Genomic DNA, 15437 nt, shown 5'->3' on the forward strand with positions numbered 1-15437 from the left:
GCCCCCCACGGCTGCGGTTAAAGGGAGAAGTATCCGGTCTGGGGGGCGAGGGTGCAAGACCCCGGCGGGATCAGGGCTCCACGGAGAGCAGCTCCTCCTTGAGACTGTCGGAATAGGGATCCTCACCGAACCAGATGGAAAAGTAGGCCTGGGCGAAGTCCTCGCCCTGTTCCTCGGCCAGCTTTTCACCGTTGAGGCGCAACACCATGGACTGATCCTCATCGTAGTCCAGCGTGTAGCGGTCGCCGTCGCGGGTGGTTCGGTAGTGGCTGTTAAAGTTGTCGATGCGCTCTTTCAAGGTTTCGAAGGTCTCTTCGCTGACGTTGCGTTCGATCATCTTGCGCGCCGCCTTGGCGAAGGCGTCGCCGGGCACCTCCCGATTGTAGCCGAAGGCCAGACGCATGGGCGGCGCCAGCGGATCGGAGGCGCCGCAGTCGGCGCGGAACAGCGACGCCTGGCCGACGTTGAACACTTTAAGCGCCTTGACGTCAGCGCTGGAGCAGCGCGACATGTCTTCGAAGTCAGCGGCATGGGCGCCGCTTCCCAGCGCCATGGAAACCAACAAAGCAAGCGGCAGTGTCAGGGATGCTCGCGCAGCCATCGGCTGAATCCTCCTAGAATGGGAAGTTGCTGGTCCAGGCCCTGGCTGCTGTCCCAGAAGTCCTGGTGAAAAATCACTTTGCCCTGGTCATCGAAACGAAGATGGGAGACACCGATGGTGCGAACGTCCCGTTCGCTGCCGAGGATGCTGAAACGGGTCTCCATGAACCACAGCAAAAAGAAGTCTTCACCGTCTTGCCAGCGGTTCTGGATATCCAGACTCATGTAATCAAGCCGCTCGGCGGTTTTCAGTAAGTGCGCCTTGAGCTGGTCGCGTCGGTAGACGGTGGACAAGGTATCGTTGAAGTAGATGTCCTCGGCGTAGACGTCCTCGATGTGGTTCTCGATATGGTCCGCGTCGATCGGCGAGTACAGCGCCACGAAGCGATCCACGGCCTGATCCGACACCCGGGTGCTGCCGGGCCGTTCGCGCACCGCCTGTTCATAGAGGTGGGCATAACCGGAAGGGCCGTCCGCGCGGCTGGCGCAGCCGGTGACGGCGACCAGTAACAGGGCGATGAGCGGTAGCCGATTCGATTTCATGACGCCAATGTCCGCCAGCACCGGTGAATCGACCGTGAAGCCGGTTCACGGACCATTGACGGTGGGCGGCCCAAGCTCGCCGCATGAATAAATCATTCGCCGCCCTGGCGATCAACTTCGTGGGTTTTCAACTGCTCTGGTTCGTCGCCGTTTACGGTGGCGCCCATGGGTGGGGATGGGCTGCCTGGCTTGTACTGGTGGCGATGCAGGCGGGCGTGTGGGCGCTCAACCGCGCCTGGCGCGCCGACCTCGCGCTGCTCGCCGCCGGCGCCGTGGCCTGTGTGCTGTTCGAGCCGTTATGGCTGGCGCCGTCGCTGCTTGAATACGCCGACTGGTCGCGACAGTGGGTGGCCCCGGACTGGATCTGGGCACTATGGCTGGGTTTCGCGGTGAGCTTCAACTATTGCCTGGCCTGGCTGCGCCCCAAGTTGTTGCTGGCGGCGCTGTTCGGTGCCTTCGGCGGTGTATTCTCGGTAACCGTGGGAATCAACTTCGGCGCCGCCACCACCCCGCAGGGCTGGTGGCTGCTGGCCCTGAGCTACGGCGCCGTGTGGTCGATGGTGGTGCCGGCACTGGCCTATCTGGCGCGCCGTCTCGATGAGGAACGAGGTCGTTATGCCTGAAATTCTGATTTTCAGTCTGGTTCTGCTGGTGATGGTGTTCACCCTGGCCTGGGCGGTCCAGTGGACCAACGGTAATGCCGGCTACGTGGATGTGGCCTGGAGCTTCAGTACCGGACTCACCGGCCTGGCCTACTTGCTGGCCGGCGGCGGCGACCCCTTGCCTCGCCTGGCGGCCGGCGCCCTGTTGCTGCTTTGGTCGGTGCGGCTGGGCAGCCATATTTTCCGGCGCGTCACCGGCGAGGGCAGCGAGGACGGCCGCTACGCCGCCATGCGCGAACGGTTGGGTAAGGCCACCCAGCCGGTGTTCCTGGTGGTGTTCTGGCTGCAGGCGGGCCTGGCCTGGGCGTTCTCCCTGCCGTTCTGGGTGATCGGCGGCCAGCCGGACTTCCGGCCGCCGCTGGTGGTGCTGGGCGTGATCATCGGTGTGGTGTCGATCGTCGGCGAGGCGATGGCGGACCGGCAGCTGGCCCGCTTCAAGGCGCGGCCGGACAGCAAGGGCAAGACCTGCCGGGAAGGTCTGTGGCGCTATTCCCGGCACCCCAACTATTTCTTCGAATGGCTGCACTGGTTCAGCTACCCGTTGATCGCCGTGGGTGCCGCCCTGGCCGGCTGGCTGTGGCTGTTGCCGGTGGCCATGTTCCTGTTCCTGTGGTTCGTCACCGGCATCCCGCATACCGAGAAACAGGCCCTTAAATCCCGTGGTGACGATTACCGCGAGTATCAGCGCACCACCAGCCCCTTTATTCCCTGGAGACCCGCTTCATGATCATTCGCCTGGCGGAGTCCGGCCTGGTTCCGGATTTCCTGGTACGCGGCGGCATTCGCCATCTGTTGGGTAAACGTCTTGCCCAGGAGAAGCAGCACGAGACCGACCCGGAGGCGTTGCTGCGCACGCTCTCCCAGGGCCCCATCGCGGTGGCCCAGGACGAGGCCAATGAACAGCACTACGAAGTGGATTCGCGCTTTTATGAGCAGGTGCTGGGCCCGCATCTGAAGTATTCCAGTGGCCTCTGGCAGGCCGGCTGCGAGATCCTGGCGGACGCCGAGGCGGCGATGCTGGCCCTGAGCTGCGAGCGCGCCCAGCTGGCCGACGGCCAGGATATTCTTGAGCTCGGCTGTGGCTGGGGGTCGCTGACCCTGTGGATGGGCGCCCGCTACCCGGGCAGTCGCATCACCGCGGTGAGCAACTCCGCCACCCAGAAAGAATGGATCATGGCCCGCGCCGCCGAGAGCGGGCTCGACAATGTGCGCGTGATCACCGCCGACGTGACCGTGTTCCAGCCGGAACAGACCTTCGACCGGGTGGTGTCGGTGGAGATGTTCGAGCACATGCGCAACCACCGTGAGCTGATGCGGCGCGTGCACGACTGGCTCAAGCCCGGCGGCAAGCTGTTCGTGCATATTTTCTGCCATCGCAATCTGACCTATCTGTTCGAAACCGAAGGCGAAAGCAACTGGATGGGCCGCTACTTTTTCACCGGCGGCATGATGCCGTCGTACGACTGGCTGCCGCGCTGCGCGGACCAGCTGTCGCTGGAGGATCGCTGGGCGGTGAACGGCACCCATTACGGCCAAACCCTGGAAGCCTGGCTGGCACTGGCGGACCGCAAACGGCAAACGCTGATCCCGCTACTGGAAGAGTGCTACGGCGCCGGCCAGGGTAAATTGTGGCTGCAACGCTGGCGGATGTTTTTCATGGCCTGCGCCGAACTGTTCAATTATGGTGATGGCGAAGAGTGGTTCGTGGGCCACTATCTGTTCCGCCGAGAAGAATGAGACTGGCATGACGCGTAAAGGTGTTCAGCACCGCCTTACCCGGGTTTTCCTGATCCAGATTCTGTTCATCAGTTTCGCCACCGTGTTCGGGGTCTGGGCCACGGCCCAGATCATCGAACAGGTGCTGGTCAAGGAAGCCCTAATCAAAGAGGCGGACCATTACTGGAGCCTTTACGACGAGGACGACGATTTCCCCCGCCCCAATACCCGCCATCTGCTCGGTTTGCTGGTGGACCCGGACACCCGGGACCCGGTGCCGGAGATGCTCGCCGAGCGGCCGGACGGCTACCAGCGCGCGCAGATCGGCGACCAGAATCCGATCGTCTACATCGAAACGCGCGGCGACGCCCGTCTATATCTGATCTTCGATGAAAAGCGGGTGTCGGTGCTGGCGTTCCTGTTTGGCATTCTGCCGCTGACCGCCGTGTTGCTGGTGATCTACCTGACGTCCTTCCTGGGCTGGCGCAAATCCCGCGCCCTGGTCTCCCCCCTGGTGCAGCTGTCGGAAACGCTGCGCCACGCCAATGTGCACGACCCGGTGGAAGCGCGCCCGGACTTCAGCCAGGTGGAGGCGGAGCCCAACAGCGAGGCGAGCATCCTGATGGCCGCCCTGGACGCCTACGCCGACCGCCTGCTGCGGTTCGTGGAGCGCGAGCGGCAATTCACCCGCGACGCCAGCCACGAACTGCGCACGCCGCTGGCGGTGTTCCGCGCCAACCTGGAGCTGCTCGCCAAGCAGGTGGGCGACCGGCCGGTGATCAGCCGCATGTCCGACACCGTGGACGACATGGAAGCGCTGGTGGAGACCCTGCTGCTGCTGGCGCGCACCGAACAGCAGCCGATTCAGGAAGAGGACCTGGTGGTCAACGACGTGGCGGTGAACCTGCTCGACCGCCTGCAGCCGCTGGCGGAGCGCAAGCAGATTCGCCTGCAGGTGAAACAGACCGCACTGCTGACCCTGACCGCCTCGGAAACCGTGCTCAATATCGTGTTCACCAACCTGGTCCGCAACGCCATCAACTACAGCGGTTCCGGACAGGTCACCATCGTGGTGGCCGAGGACGCGGTGCACGTGGTGGACACCGGCGCCGGCATGGACAGCGAGGAACTGGCCCGCTTTCTACAGCCGTTCGAACGGGGCAACAGCAAGGAAGGCGGCCACGGCCTGGGTCTGGCCATCGTCCAGCGGCTCTGCGAGCGGTTTGATTGGCACCTGGACGTGGCCAGCCGGCCCGGCAAGGGCACCGAGGTGCGGGTGCGGTTCCGCTAGCGGTTAATGCACCGGCCCGCCTTCGGCGGTGAGCGGGGGCTGCATCCGGCCCTCCGAGAGCGCCAGCGGCTCCGCGTCACACCACATCAGAATCCCCTTGGCGTTCAGCGCGTCGAGCAGCCTGTCGCGCACCTGATCGGCGCAGCTGGGCGTGTTCTCCGGCAACAGAATGGCAAACTGGTCACTGCCCAGATAGGCGGCCATGTCCTGGTGGCGAATCAGCGCCGCCAGGGAATCGGCAACCAGTTGCCGTTGCTCATCGTCGAGACGGGTGCCATGCACTTTCAGGACCATGGAGCTGAGGCCGTAAGCCTGGCCGCGCCGCCGTTCGCCGTCCAGGATGCGAAGCCAGCCGGCCTCGTCCAGCAGGCCTGTTTCCGGATCGCGGCTCTCTTCTTCGAAGAACTCGGTGACCCGCTGCTGATCGAGCCCGGCCAGATTCCACACCAGGGCGGATTCCAGCAGGCGGGCTTGGCGTTTCAAGGCGGCCTGGACGTTCTCGTGGTCCAGATCGGGCCGTGGCTCGGGATCAAGCGCGCACAGAGTGCCGAACAGCGCTCCAGTATGGTCGCGCAGCGGCATCCCTACATACGCCCGTATCGAAAGTTGATCGGTGATAGGCGCATCGCGGTAGGCTTGTTGCCGGGTGACGTCCGAGCACGCCGGCGGTCCGAGCTCGTTTACTCGGCGATGGCAGATGCTGTCATGCCAGGCCAGCATGTCCCCGCGGCTCAGGTCGTACCCTTCGCCGCAGACGTTCAGTAATAACCAGTCCTCCCCACGGCGGCGGGTCAGAAACCACATCGCCATGCCGAACCGGGACTGCAGATCGAGCAGCTTGGTATCGACGAATTCCGTGAAAGAGTGTCTTTTCCCCCAAGGCATAGTTCTTATCGCATAACACGTGAATGGCGCCGCCATTCTGTGCCTGAGATGCCAGGTCCGCAAGGGGGGCGGACTGACATCACACGGTGCGTGGCGGGCGGATGCTGAACCCCACGCCCGGCAGGGTTTCCAGAAGCGCGTGCTCGAACGGCTTGTCCACCGCCTTGCGCAGGTTGTAAAGGTGGCTGCGCAACGCGTCCGAATCGGGCACCAGGTCGCCCCAGAGCTCATGCTCGAGCTGCTCGCGGCTGACCACCTTGGGGGATTCGCGCATCAGAATGCGCAAGATGCGGAAGGCGGTGGGGGACAGCTTGAGAAGCTGCCCTTCGCGGCGCACTTCCTGACGGGCCGGATCCAGCTGCAGATCCGCCACCGTCAGCAGGTTGGGCGCCACTTCGCGGCGTTCGCGGCGCACCAGCGCCTGCACGCGGGCCACCAGCTCGGGCAGCGCGAAGGGTTTGACGATGTAATCGTCGCCGCCGCGGGCAAAGCCTTCCAGCTTGTCGTCCAGCTGGTCCCGGGCGGTCATGAAGATCACCGGGGTGTCCAGGGCCAGTTCCTTGCGCAGATACTGACAGAAACTGTAGCCGTCCTCCCCGGGCAGCATCACGTCCAGCACCAGGATGTCATAGTGGTGCTCCTGGACCAGCGTGCGGGCCAGGGTGGTGTCGCTGGCGTAGTCCACCAGCGCGCCTTCCTGTTCCAGAAATTCGACCACGGTCTGCGCCAGTTGGCGGTGGTCTTCGACCAGTAAAACGGACAGATTTTTCACGGCATTCCCTCCTGTACCTGCGGACATAGTCCGCCCCGACGCGTCAAGAAGCCGTCAATCATCATCACGTGATCGCGCGAAGTAGGCGCGCGCCGCCTGGTTGACCCGGGGCGCCAGGCGCAGGGAGGCGACCATGGTGGGCAGCGCCATCAGCGCGTACATGCTGTCGATCACCTTGATCACGACGCTCAGTGACCCCACCGCGCCGAGCACCACCAACACCAGGTAAAACCACACATAGTGGTGCTGATGACGGGCGCCGATAAGAAAGCCCAGGCATTTGCTGCCGTAGTACCAGAACGTGAACACGGTGCTCAGGCTCAGCACCCCGACCAGCACCGCCAGGATCACGCCGCTGTAATCCAGGAACAGGATATTGAAAGCGTTCACGGTGAGGGAGACGCCGTTCGTGTCGCCGTCGCTCCACGCCCCGCTGATCAGAATCACCAGGGCCGTGCAGGTGCACACGATCAGGGTGTCGATAATCGGGCCCAGCATCGCCACCATGCCCTCGCGCACCGGTTCGCGGGTGCGGGCGGCGCCGTGGGCCATGGCCTCGGTGCCGATGCCGGCCTCGTTGGAAAACGCCGCCCGCCGGATGCCGGTGATGATCACCGCGCCCAGCACGCCGCCGGCGGCGGCCTCGCCGGTGAAGGCGTCGCGCACGATCAGGGTGAGCGCCGGCCACACCTGGTCCGCGTGCAGCACCAGCACCACCGCGGTGAGCAGCATGTAACCGGCCACCATGGCCGGCACCAGAATACCGGTGACCCGGCCGATGCGCGGCAGCTTGCCCGCCACCACCGCGAGCACCACGGCGGCCAGCAGCAGCCCGAACAGCAGGTCGAACAGGAAGTGGTCGTCGGCGCCGGTCCAGCCGGCGGGCACGGCGATCGCCTCGCGGATGATTTCGGTGAGCTGGTTGACCTGAAAAATAGGCATGGTGCCGAGCAGGCCGGCGAGGGCGAAAAAGTACGCCAGCGGCCGCCAGCGCGGGCCGAGCGCCTCGCGGATAATGTACATGGGGCCGCCCTGGAGCTGGCCCTCGCTGTCCCGGCCCCGGTACATCACCGCCAGGGTGCAGGTGTAGAACTTGGTGGCGATGCCGAGAATCGCGCTCACCCACATCCAGAAGATCGCCCCGGGGCCGCCCACCGAGATGGCCACCGCCACGCCGGCCACATTGCCCATGCCCAGGGTGCCGGACAGGGCGGTGCTGAGCGCCTGGAAATGCGACAGCGTGCCCTCGTCCTTGCTGTCCGCCGGGCGGAACAACAGCCGCACGCCGTCGGGCAGATGCCGGTACGGCAGCAGCCGGGAGTAGAGCAGGAAGAACAGGCCCCCGCCGACCAGCAGGGTGACCAGTGGCGGGCCCCACAGAAACCCCACCAGGGACCCCAGGGCGGCGTCCAGTCGTTCGAAGAAGTTATTCATGGAGAATCAGACTAGCAGGGTCGCGGCGCTACGTCAGTCGCGGTGGATTAGTCACGGAGCGCGCCGACGCGGGCGAAACGCTGGCGGTAATGGCTCGGCGACAGGCCGGTATGGCGCTTGAACAGCCGCGAAAAGCTGCTCACGTCCTGGTAGCCCACCTGCTCCGCCAGATGGCTGAGGTTGGTGGCGCCGCGCTCCAGCATCTTGCGCGACGCCTCGATCCGCACGCGCTGCAGGTACTGCAGGGGCGGCTCGGCCAGGGCGCTGGTGAAGCGGCGCTGCAACTGGCGCGGGCTCAGGTGCACGCGCTCGGCCAGCTCCGCCAGGGTGGCCGGCTGGGCGTAGTGCTCGTGCAGCCAGGCCTGCACCTTCTGCACCTGCTCATCGCGGTGGTAGGTCTTGGCCGGCAGGCCGGCGTACACGCTCTGCGGGTCGTTGCGCACGTCGATCACGAACGCCTTGGCCAGCTCCCGGGCCATGTCGGCGCCGCAGAAGCGCTCCACCAGCAGAATGGTCAGGTCGCGCCAGGCGGTGCCGCCGCCGGCGCAGAAAATATTACCGTCGCGGGTGATCAGCTCGCGCTCGTCCAGGTTTACTCGCGGGTAGCGCTCCCGGAACAGCTGGCTGTAGCCCCAATGGGTGGTGGCGCGGCGGCCGTCCAGCAGACCGGCCTCGGCGAGCAGGAACGACCCGGTGCAGTTGCTGGCCAGATCGGCGCCGCCGGCGTGCAGAAAACGCAGCCACTCCAGGGTGTCGCGTTCGGCATGCAGCACCTGTGTGATCTCGTTGCCGATGGTGGGCACCACCACCAGGTCGCACTGGTCGACCCGCTCCAGGGCGGTGTCCACGGCGATGCGCATGCCCGCGGTGCAGCGCACCGGCTCGCCGCCACGGGACACCATCTGCACCTTGAACTGGCGGTTGAGCGGCTGCCCGTGGATGCGGTTCCAGGTCACGCCGGTGAGGTTGAGCAGGTCCATCACCCCGGTCAGGGCGGACGCGAAAACGCCGTCGTAGGCGAGCACGCTGACATGGTACATCGTAGGTAGGGCCCCGCTTTGTCGTAAATCACCATGAATAAGTCATGGGCGACAATACCAGTCCGGGGCGGTCGCTGCCATCATAAGCGCCATCCTGACACAGAGCCGCGCTGGTTCTTACAGAGTCGCATATCGTCATCAGGCTCGGGAGCCTGCTTCGGCAGGCACGCTATGACGGTAATTTCGAGCCCCGCTCCCCGCGGGGCTTTTTTTTGCCCGCTCTACAGGTTCAGGTAGCGGTTCAGGTCGAGAATGCCGGCCTGGGTGGGCTCATGGGCTTCCATGTAGCGCAGTGGCGCGTGGAAGTGGGTCCAGAAGTCGGTCTGCGTGCGCCGCACCCCGAACCGTTCCACCAGGGCGGTGAAATCCTTCTCGCTCTCCACCGCCTGCATGGCCCCGGCGAACGCGCTCAGATCATCGTGTGCGACCCGGAAGATGAAGTTGGGGTAGCTCAGCAGCACACCGGGGTAGACGGTCAGGGTGTCCTTCTCCGGCTGGTAGCGCAGCGACTCGCCGAACATGAACGCCACGTTGGAGTGGGCGCGGTTGCGCAGCAGCGAGTACACCGCCTGTTCCCCGTCGCCGTCCACCAGCAGCAGGCTGGCCTCCGGCATATGGTCGACCACCGGCAGGCGCGCCGCCGGCTGCGAGGCGATGGCGCTGAGCGCCTGCTCCACGTCCCGTTCCAGGGCGGTGGCGTCGGCGCGGCTGCAATTGTCGCCGCCGCACCGGTTGATCGGATCCGGGCGGACGTTGAGGGCGCCGAACTGGCTGAGCAGGCCGGCGTTGAATTCGTTCATGGGGGTGGCGCTGTGGTAGTCGATCGCCGTGGGCACCTCGGTGTCCACGTCCTCGTAGCTCACCAGCAGCTTTAGCTGGCCGGTTTTCTGGTACCAGTTCTTGAGCACCTGCTTGCGGGTGTCGGCGGGCAGGAAACGCAGGGTGTTCTGCTCCGCGCCGTTGCGGATCAGGTCGAAGTAGAGCCGCGTCTGGGCCTTGTGCGACACCGAACCGAACACATCGAAGTTGGCCACCAGGCTGTAGTAGGTGCGCTCGAACAGGGGATAGTCCATCACCCAGCTGGTCAGCGGGTAGTCGCCGATCAGCCCTTTGCGCACCGAGGAGTTGTCGTGGTGGCGGAAGATGGTGAGCAGCGCGTTGGGGTTGCTGCCCTCGCCGTCCCAGATGTCGTTCCAGCCCGGGCCCTGCGGTTGTTCGGCGCGGTAGGCCTCGGCCCGTTCCCGCAGGTAGTCGTTGCGGCGCTTGGTGTATTTGATCCACTCCGGGCCCAGCTTGAGCAGGCTGTCTTCCTGGCCGGGCAGGGCGATCAGGCCGGAGACCCGGGCGCGATAATCGGGGTCGGTGATGTAGAGGTCGTGGTCCGGGTCCTGGAACACCGCCCAGAAGCGATCACGGATCACGTCGGTGGCGATCTGTCCGCGGCACACCGGCCCACGGATAAAGGTGCGCACGAAATACTCGGCGTCGTCGAGCATGATCTGGTAGCGCGCCCGGGCGGGCAGGGCGGCGAAGGTGGTAAAGGGGTTGGCCTTTTCCTCTTCGCTGTAGCCGGGCAGGGTGTCGATCTCCCAGGGCGTGTCGAACAGCAGGCTTTCCATGCGCCGGCGTTTGGCGTCGCTGAGCGCGAAGGTGATATGGGTCTTGTGGACGAGGGTGCCGGTGACCGGGCGCAGGCGGTACCAGAAGCGCTCGCCCGGGTCGTCGTTGGGGCGCCGGGTGGCCACCGGCCGCACCGGTTCGCCGGGCGGTGTCAGGGAGCGTTCCAGGGTGAAGAAATGGTCCGGTTTGCGGTCCTCGCCCTGGTCGAAATAGAGGTGCGCCAGGAACAGGTGCTCATAGAGCCAGCGGGCGGCCAGTTGCTGGCGCTTGCCGTCCCGGTTGAACCAGGTTTCCCAGCCGCGCACCTGCTCGCGCTCCCGTTCGGACAGGGTGACCCGGTCGTCGCCGGGAGGGGCGCCCTGGGCCAGCCAGGTGCGCACGGTGTTGAATTCGTCGTCACTGAGGGCCGGCGTGCCCAGCGGCATGCCGCCCAGAGGGTGCTCCTCGGCGTAGTCGTCCATTTCGTCCGGCGCCGGGCACTGGTTGTCCCGCTTGAGGCCCAGGGCGATCTCTTCCGGCAGGCGCTCACCGGGCTCGAAACGGTGGGCCCGGCCCAGTTCCAGCATCCGGTAGAGCAGCGATTCCTCCAGCCCGCGTTTGCTGTCGATCACCGAAAAGAAGCCGCGCTCGCGCCACTCGGCGGTGGTTTGCGCGTCGACGAAAAGACGGGTGGGGTCGGCCGCCTCGGTACGCTGGGCGTACACCGACATGGACGAGGCGCCGCGGTCGAGGCCGGCGGCGGTTTCCAGTTTCAGCTGGCAGGGCGCGTCGTAGCAGCCGTGGCAGGCGATGCACTTCTGCTCGATGACCGGCCGGATTTGCTGGTTGAAACTCACCGGCGCGACGGGGGCCGGGGTATCGGACGCCGCCGGCGCTTCATCGCAGGCCGCAAGCAGGGGAAGAATCAGCAGTAAGGCCCCGAGCAAGGGCAGACGGGTGGTTTCGACCATGGGTCCCTCCGGTTCAAATCGCCCGCGCAGTTTAGCGGACTGCTCAGAACATGGACATCATGGCGGCCGCCCAGGCGATCACCAGGGCCAGCACGGCGGCGGCGGTAAGCAGGTGGCGCAGGTGCCGGTACCAGTCGGGCAGCACCTCGAAAAACACCATCTGCTCGGAGCCCCATACGAACACCAGGCCGGCGATCAGCATCGGCAGGCCGAATTCCACCGGCAGCATCACCGCCAGCCAGCCGATCATGGCGGGCATGATGCCGAACAGCAGCGTGCCGATATGGTTGCGCTGGTCCAGGTCGGCGAGCGCCCGGCCCCAGTGCACCGCGCCCAGGAAGGCCAGAATCACGGCGGCGTAGCCGGTCACCGAGTCCAGCGCCCAGGTCCGCAGGCCGTCATGCCAGGTCAGCAGCGCCAGCGCGTAAAAAGGGAGAAGGCCGCCGATGCCAAGACCGCGGGCCATCATTTTATTTCGTCTCAGGAAACGGTCGGACACCGGTATGTTCCCCCTTGGTGATCCACGGCGTCGAGGTTAAAGCCGTCGGGGTGAAGGGGCTGCCAATCTTTTCAGGGCCGGGTTCAGGCTACGCCTCAAGGATCATCGGTGAAAGCGGGCATGGGAAACGGGGTTAACGTTTTCGGCAGATAAAGCGGATGGGCGGGCTCGCCGGAGCCGTTCAGGCGCAGGCAGTGCAGCGCGGGCAGCTGGCGGCGCACGTACTCGGCGCGGTCGCCGGTGCGGCCATGGTTGCCCCAGCCGGCCACCACCAGGGCGGCGTCGCGGCTGAGGCGGCGCAGCCAGGCATCGTTGCGCGGCCCCACCGGGTCGTCGGCGGCGAACAGATCGCGTGGGTAGGTGGCGCGGAACGCGAACAGGTTGGCCACGCACAGGCCGGAATAGCCCCAGTCACGGGCAAAGCCGATGCAGCGGCGGATGGTGGGGTCATCGCGGCGGTGGTCGGCGGTGGAGGGGTTCAGGCCCACCAGCAGGACGTAGTCGTCGCCGGGCGCCCAGCGCCGCCACAGCGCGTAGCGGTAGCGACGGCAGCGTGAGAAATTGGCACTTCTTTCCATATCCGCCTTCCAGGTGGTCATGGCGGGGCAGTTTAATGATTTGCCAGACTGGCGCCACCTCTCCACCTACCACCGCTCAGGAAGCCGTGCCCATGGAATTCATTGATGTGCTCAACGCCCGCCACAGCGCCCGGGCGTTCACCCGCGAGCCGATCCCCGAAGACCGCCTGCAGCGCGTGCTGGAGCGCGCCGCCGCCGCACCGAGCTGGTCCAACACCCAGCCCTATCAGATCGCCCTGGCCCAGGGCGCCGATCTGGCCGCCCTCGGCGACGAACTGAGCGAGCGCTTTGAGCGGCTGGCGCCGCTGCAGCGGGCGCCGGCCTGGAAGAAGGCGCTGGCCGCCGTGCGCCGGTCGCCGGCGCTGCCGGATGGCGATTTCCGGCCGGTGATCAAATACCCGGACGACCTGCAGCCGCGCCGCGTGGCCACCGGCAAGGGCCTGTACCGGCATCTCGGCATCGGCCGTGACGACAAACAGGCCCGGCACCAACAGATGGCCGCCAATTTCCGCTTTTTCGGCGCGCCCACCGCGCTGTTCCTGTTCGTGCACAAGGGGCTGGGGGTGTACAGCGTGCTCGACGCCGGCATTTTTCTGCAAACGCTGATGCTGGCCGCCACCGACGAAGGGCTCGCCAGTTGTGCCCAGGGCGCCCTGGGCCTGTGGCGTTCCCCGTTGGAGAAGCGATTCCGGATTCCCCGTCACTACCAGTTGCTGTGCGGTGTGTCTTTGGGCTTCGCCGCCGACCAGCCGGTGAACCGCTTCCGACCGGAAAAACTGCCGGTGTCCGAGCTTATGATCCCGCGCCGCGAACGCTGAGGGACGCGAAACGGTTTTCCAAACTTTTTACTTATTTCACCCACGGCGCGCCTTGAAAACAGGCACTCTGGAGATCAGGCATGGATTACACGGATGAGAAAGGAGAGATTGATGAGCGAGCACGTTTATAAAAAACTCGAGCTGGTAGGTTCTTCCAAGGACAGCATTGAGGACGCGGTACGCAACGCCATCGCCGCGGCGGGCAAGAGCGTGAACAATGTGGAGTGGTTTGAAGTGCAGGAGACCCGTGGCCATGTGGAAAACGGCCAGGTCGCCCACTTCCAGGTGGTCGTGAAAGTGGGCTTCCGGGTGGATACTTAATTCAGACCGCTTCGAGCCCGAGCGCCCGCTGACAAACGCGGGCGGTACGCAGCTGGTGCAGCTGGCGGGTGCTGAGACCCTCCGGCAGCTGTACCGTGCTGTGGTCACTGTGAATACGGATGGCGCCGATTTGCGCGCTGGATAACCCGCCTTCATTGGCGATCGCGCCCACCAGATTGCCCGGGCGCACGCCGTGGGTCTCGCCCACTTCCACCCGATAAATCTTCATCGGACCGGTATCGCGAGCGGCCTTGGGCCCCTTGCTGCGATCGGCTTTGCGCGGCGCCTTGCCGCCGTCCTGGAACGGCTTGCCTTCCGGCGCCGCCTTCAGGAACAGAGGTTCCTTCTGGAACAGCAGGCTGGCCAGCACCGCCGCCAGGTCCGCTTCGCTCATCGACAGGTCCGCGGTCAGTTCCGCCACCAGGGCACGGTTGGCATCGATTTCCGGATGCTCCAGACCCTTGGCGAGACGCTCGCGGAAGCTGCTCAGGCGCTGCTTGTTGAGGTCGTCCACGGACGGCAGGGACATGGCGTCCAGGCGCTGGCCGGTGGCGCGCTCGATACCGCGCAGCATGCCCTGCTCGCGGCGGGCCACGAACAGAATCGCTTCGCCGGGGCGGCCGGCACGGCCGGTGCGGCCGATACGGTGCACATAGGCTTCGGTATCGGTGGGCATGTCGTAGTTGAACACGTGGGTAATACGCGGCACGTCCAGGCCCCGGGCGACCACGTCGGTGGCCACCAGCAGGTCGATGCGCTTATCGCGCAGCCGGGCCACGGTGGTCTCCCGTTGTGCCTGGGGAATATCACCGTTCAGCGCTTCCACGCGGAAACCGCGCGCCTGCAGCTGGTCGGCCAGGCTCAGGGTGGCGTGCTTGGTGCGGGTAAAGACGATCACACCGTCGTGCTCTTCCGCTTCCAGAATACGGCACAGGGCGTCCAGCTTGTTGATGCCGGCCACCGGCCAGTAACGCTGGCGGATGTTGGCGCCGGTGCTGGAGGACGAGCCTTCCACGCGGATCCATTCCGGGTTCTTCAGGTGCTTCTTGGCGATGGTTTTGATCGCCGCCGGCATGGTGGCGGAGAACAGCGCCAGCTGGCAGGCGTCCGGGGTGCGTTCCAGCACCCAGCGCACGTCGTCGATGAACCCCATGCGCAGCATTTCGTCGGCTTCGTCGAGCACCAGACAGCGCAGTTCGTCCATGCGCAGGCTGCCGCGCTCCATGTGGTCCATCACCCGGCCGGGGGTGCCGACAATCACCTGGGCGCCGTTTTTCAGCGCTTTCAGTTGATCGCGGTAACCGCCGCCGCCGTAAATCGGCACCACGTTCAGGCCTTTCAGGCCGGTGGCGAAGGTTTCCAGGGCGGCGGCCACCTGAATGGCGAGCTCGCGGGTGGGGGCCAGCACCAGCATTTGCGGTGCTTTCAGTGCCGGGTCCAGGCGTGCCAGCAGGGGCAGGCCGAAGGCGGCGGTTTTACCGGTGCCGGTTTGTGCCTGACCGAGCAGGTCACGGCCTTCCAGCAGCGCGGGAATGCTTTGTTCCTGAATCGGTGACGGAGTGGTGAAACCGAGTTGGGCGATGGCGCCGAGCAACGACTCGGGCAGGCCCAGGGTGGAAAACCCTGAGGGACTTTGCGACATGTACAGACCTATTAGTGAGCGGGCTTGTGGCCCTGAAGCTGCTAACTATTAGGAGCTGTGCCGGGC

The 15437-nt window shown here is 65.5% G+C and carries 16 protein-coding genes; 6 read left to right on the forward strand and 10 right to left on the reverse strand.

The features are described 5' to 3' along the window. Window positions 1-70: 70 nt before the first annotated feature. Window positions 71-601, reverse strand: coding sequence for a chalcone isomerase family protein (locus tag ISO4_RS08030; protein WP_194855827.1), 531 nt, complete (start codon window positions 599-601; stop codon window positions 71-73). Further along, window positions 580-1143, reverse strand: a complete 564-nt coding sequence (locus ISO4_RS08035) for a nuclear transport factor 2 family protein (RefSeq protein WP_194855828.1) — start codon at window positions 1141-1143, stop codon at window positions 580-582. Before ISO4_RS08035 ends, ISO4_RS08030 begins: the two co-directional genes overlap by 22 nt. Before the next feature lie 83 nt (window positions 1144-1226). On the opposite strand from ISO4_RS08035, the gene ISO4_RS08040 reads away from it, so the two are divergent. The 4 genes from ISO4_RS08040 to ISO4_RS08055 are packed head-to-tail and all read left to right on the forward strand — an operon-like array spanning window position 1227 to window position 4812. Continuing rightward, window positions 1227-1766 carry a DUF2878 domain-containing protein gene (locus tag ISO4_RS08040; protein WP_194855829.1) on the forward strand — a complete coding sequence of 180 codons (540 nt, stop codon included), beginning with the start codon at window positions 1227-1229 and terminating at the stop codon, window positions 1764-1766. After that, the gene (locus ISO4_RS08045) at window positions 1759-2532 is read left to right on the forward strand and encodes a DUF1295 domain-containing protein (RefSeq protein WP_194855830.1); all 774 of its coding nucleotides are present in this window, start codon (window positions 1759-1761) and stop codon (window positions 2530-2532) included. The genes ISO4_RS08040 and ISO4_RS08045 overlap by 8 nt, the downstream gene beginning before the upstream one ends. Then, window positions 2529-3542 carry an SAM-dependent methyltransferase gene (locus ISO4_RS08050; RefSeq protein ID WP_194855831.1) on the forward strand — a complete coding sequence of 338 codons (1014 nt, stop codon included), beginning with the start codon at window positions 2529-2531 and terminating at the stop codon, window positions 3540-3542. Before ISO4_RS08045 ends, ISO4_RS08050 begins: the two co-directional genes overlap by 4 nt. A gap of 7 nt (window positions 3543-3549) precedes the next feature. Next, a complete protein-coding gene (locus tag ISO4_RS08055; RefSeq protein WP_194855832.1) occupies window positions 3550-4812 on the forward strand; it encodes a sensor histidine kinase in 1263 nt (420 codons plus the stop codon). Window positions 4813-4815: 3 nt separating this feature from the next. Here ISO4_RS08055 and ISO4_RS08060 read toward each other — a convergent pair whose 3' ends face one another. The 7 genes from ISO4_RS08060 to ISO4_RS08090 all read right to left on the reverse strand — a co-directional run bounded on the left by ISO4_RS08060 (window position 4816) and on the right by ISO4_RS08090 (window position 12590). Further along, entirely contained in the window at window positions 4816-5697 is an 882-nt protein-coding gene (locus ISO4_RS08060) for a GAF domain-containing protein (RefSeq protein WP_185956945.1), read from the reverse strand. A gap of 79 nt (window positions 5698-5776) precedes the next feature. Continuing rightward, window positions 5777-6469, reverse strand: a complete 693-nt coding sequence (locus tag ISO4_RS08065; protein ID WP_142949496.1) for a response regulator transcription factor — start codon at window positions 6467-6469, stop codon at window positions 5777-5779. A gap of 54 nt (window positions 6470-6523) precedes the next feature. Next, complete coding sequence (locus ISO4_RS08070; protein WP_194855833.1) at window positions 6524-7903, reverse strand: alanine/glycine:cation symporter family protein; 1380 nt, start codon at window positions 7901-7903, stop codon at window positions 6524-6526. Between the two features lie 47 nt (window positions 7904-7950). After that, the gene (locus tag ISO4_RS08075; RefSeq protein WP_142949494.1) at window positions 7951-8943 is read right to left on the reverse strand and encodes a GlxA family transcriptional regulator; all 993 of its coding nucleotides are present in this window, start codon (window positions 8941-8943) and stop codon (window positions 7951-7953) included. A 221-nt stretch (window positions 8944-9164) separates the two neighbouring features. Next, the gene (locus ISO4_RS08080) at window positions 9165-11513 is read right to left on the reverse strand and encodes a fatty acid cis/trans isomerase (protein WP_194855834.1); all 2349 of its coding nucleotides are present in this window, start codon (window positions 11511-11513) and stop codon (window positions 9165-9167) included. Between the two features lie 43 nt (window positions 11514-11556). Continuing rightward, the gene (locus ISO4_RS08085; protein WP_228548007.1) at window positions 11557-11979 is read right to left on the reverse strand and encodes a DUF3429 domain-containing protein; all 423 of its coding nucleotides are present in this window, start codon (window positions 11977-11979) and stop codon (window positions 11557-11559) included. A gap of 128 nt (window positions 11980-12107) precedes the next feature. Beyond that, window positions 12108-12590, reverse strand: coding sequence for a DUF1643 domain-containing protein (locus ISO4_RS08090; protein WP_142949492.1), 483 nt, complete (start codon window positions 12588-12590; stop codon window positions 12108-12110). Window positions 12591-12682: 92 nt separating this feature from the next. Here ISO4_RS08090 and ISO4_RS08095 point away from each other — a divergent pair, with 92 nt between their 5' ends. Together ISO4_RS08095 and ISO4_RS08100 are read left to right on the forward strand one after the other, a co-directional pair. Beyond that, window positions 12683-13408 (forward strand): nitroreductase, encoded by a 726-nt coding sequence (locus ISO4_RS08095; RefSeq protein WP_142949491.1) that lies wholly within the window; start codon window positions 12683-12685, stop codon window positions 13406-13408. 111 nt (window positions 13409-13519) lie between these two features. Then, on the forward strand, window positions 13520-13729 hold the full coding sequence (locus ISO4_RS08100; protein WP_067610381.1) for a dodecin: 210 nt from the start codon (window positions 13520-13522) through the stop codon (window positions 13727-13729). 1 nt (window position 13730) lies between these two features. Here the strand turns inward: ISO4_RS08100 and ISO4_RS08105 are convergent, their stop codons facing one another. Next, window positions 13731-15371, reverse strand: a complete 1641-nt coding sequence (locus ISO4_RS08105; RefSeq protein WP_194855835.1) for a DEAD/DEAH box helicase — start codon at window positions 15369-15371, stop codon at window positions 13731-13733. Window positions 15372-15437: the final 66 nt, after the last annotated feature.

It is taken from the genome of Alloalcanivorax venustensis ISO4, assembly GCF_015356855.1.
GTDB classification, from domain to species: domain Bacteria; phylum Pseudomonadota; class Gammaproteobacteria; order Pseudomonadales; family Alcanivoracaceae; genus Alloalcanivorax; species Alloalcanivorax venustensis.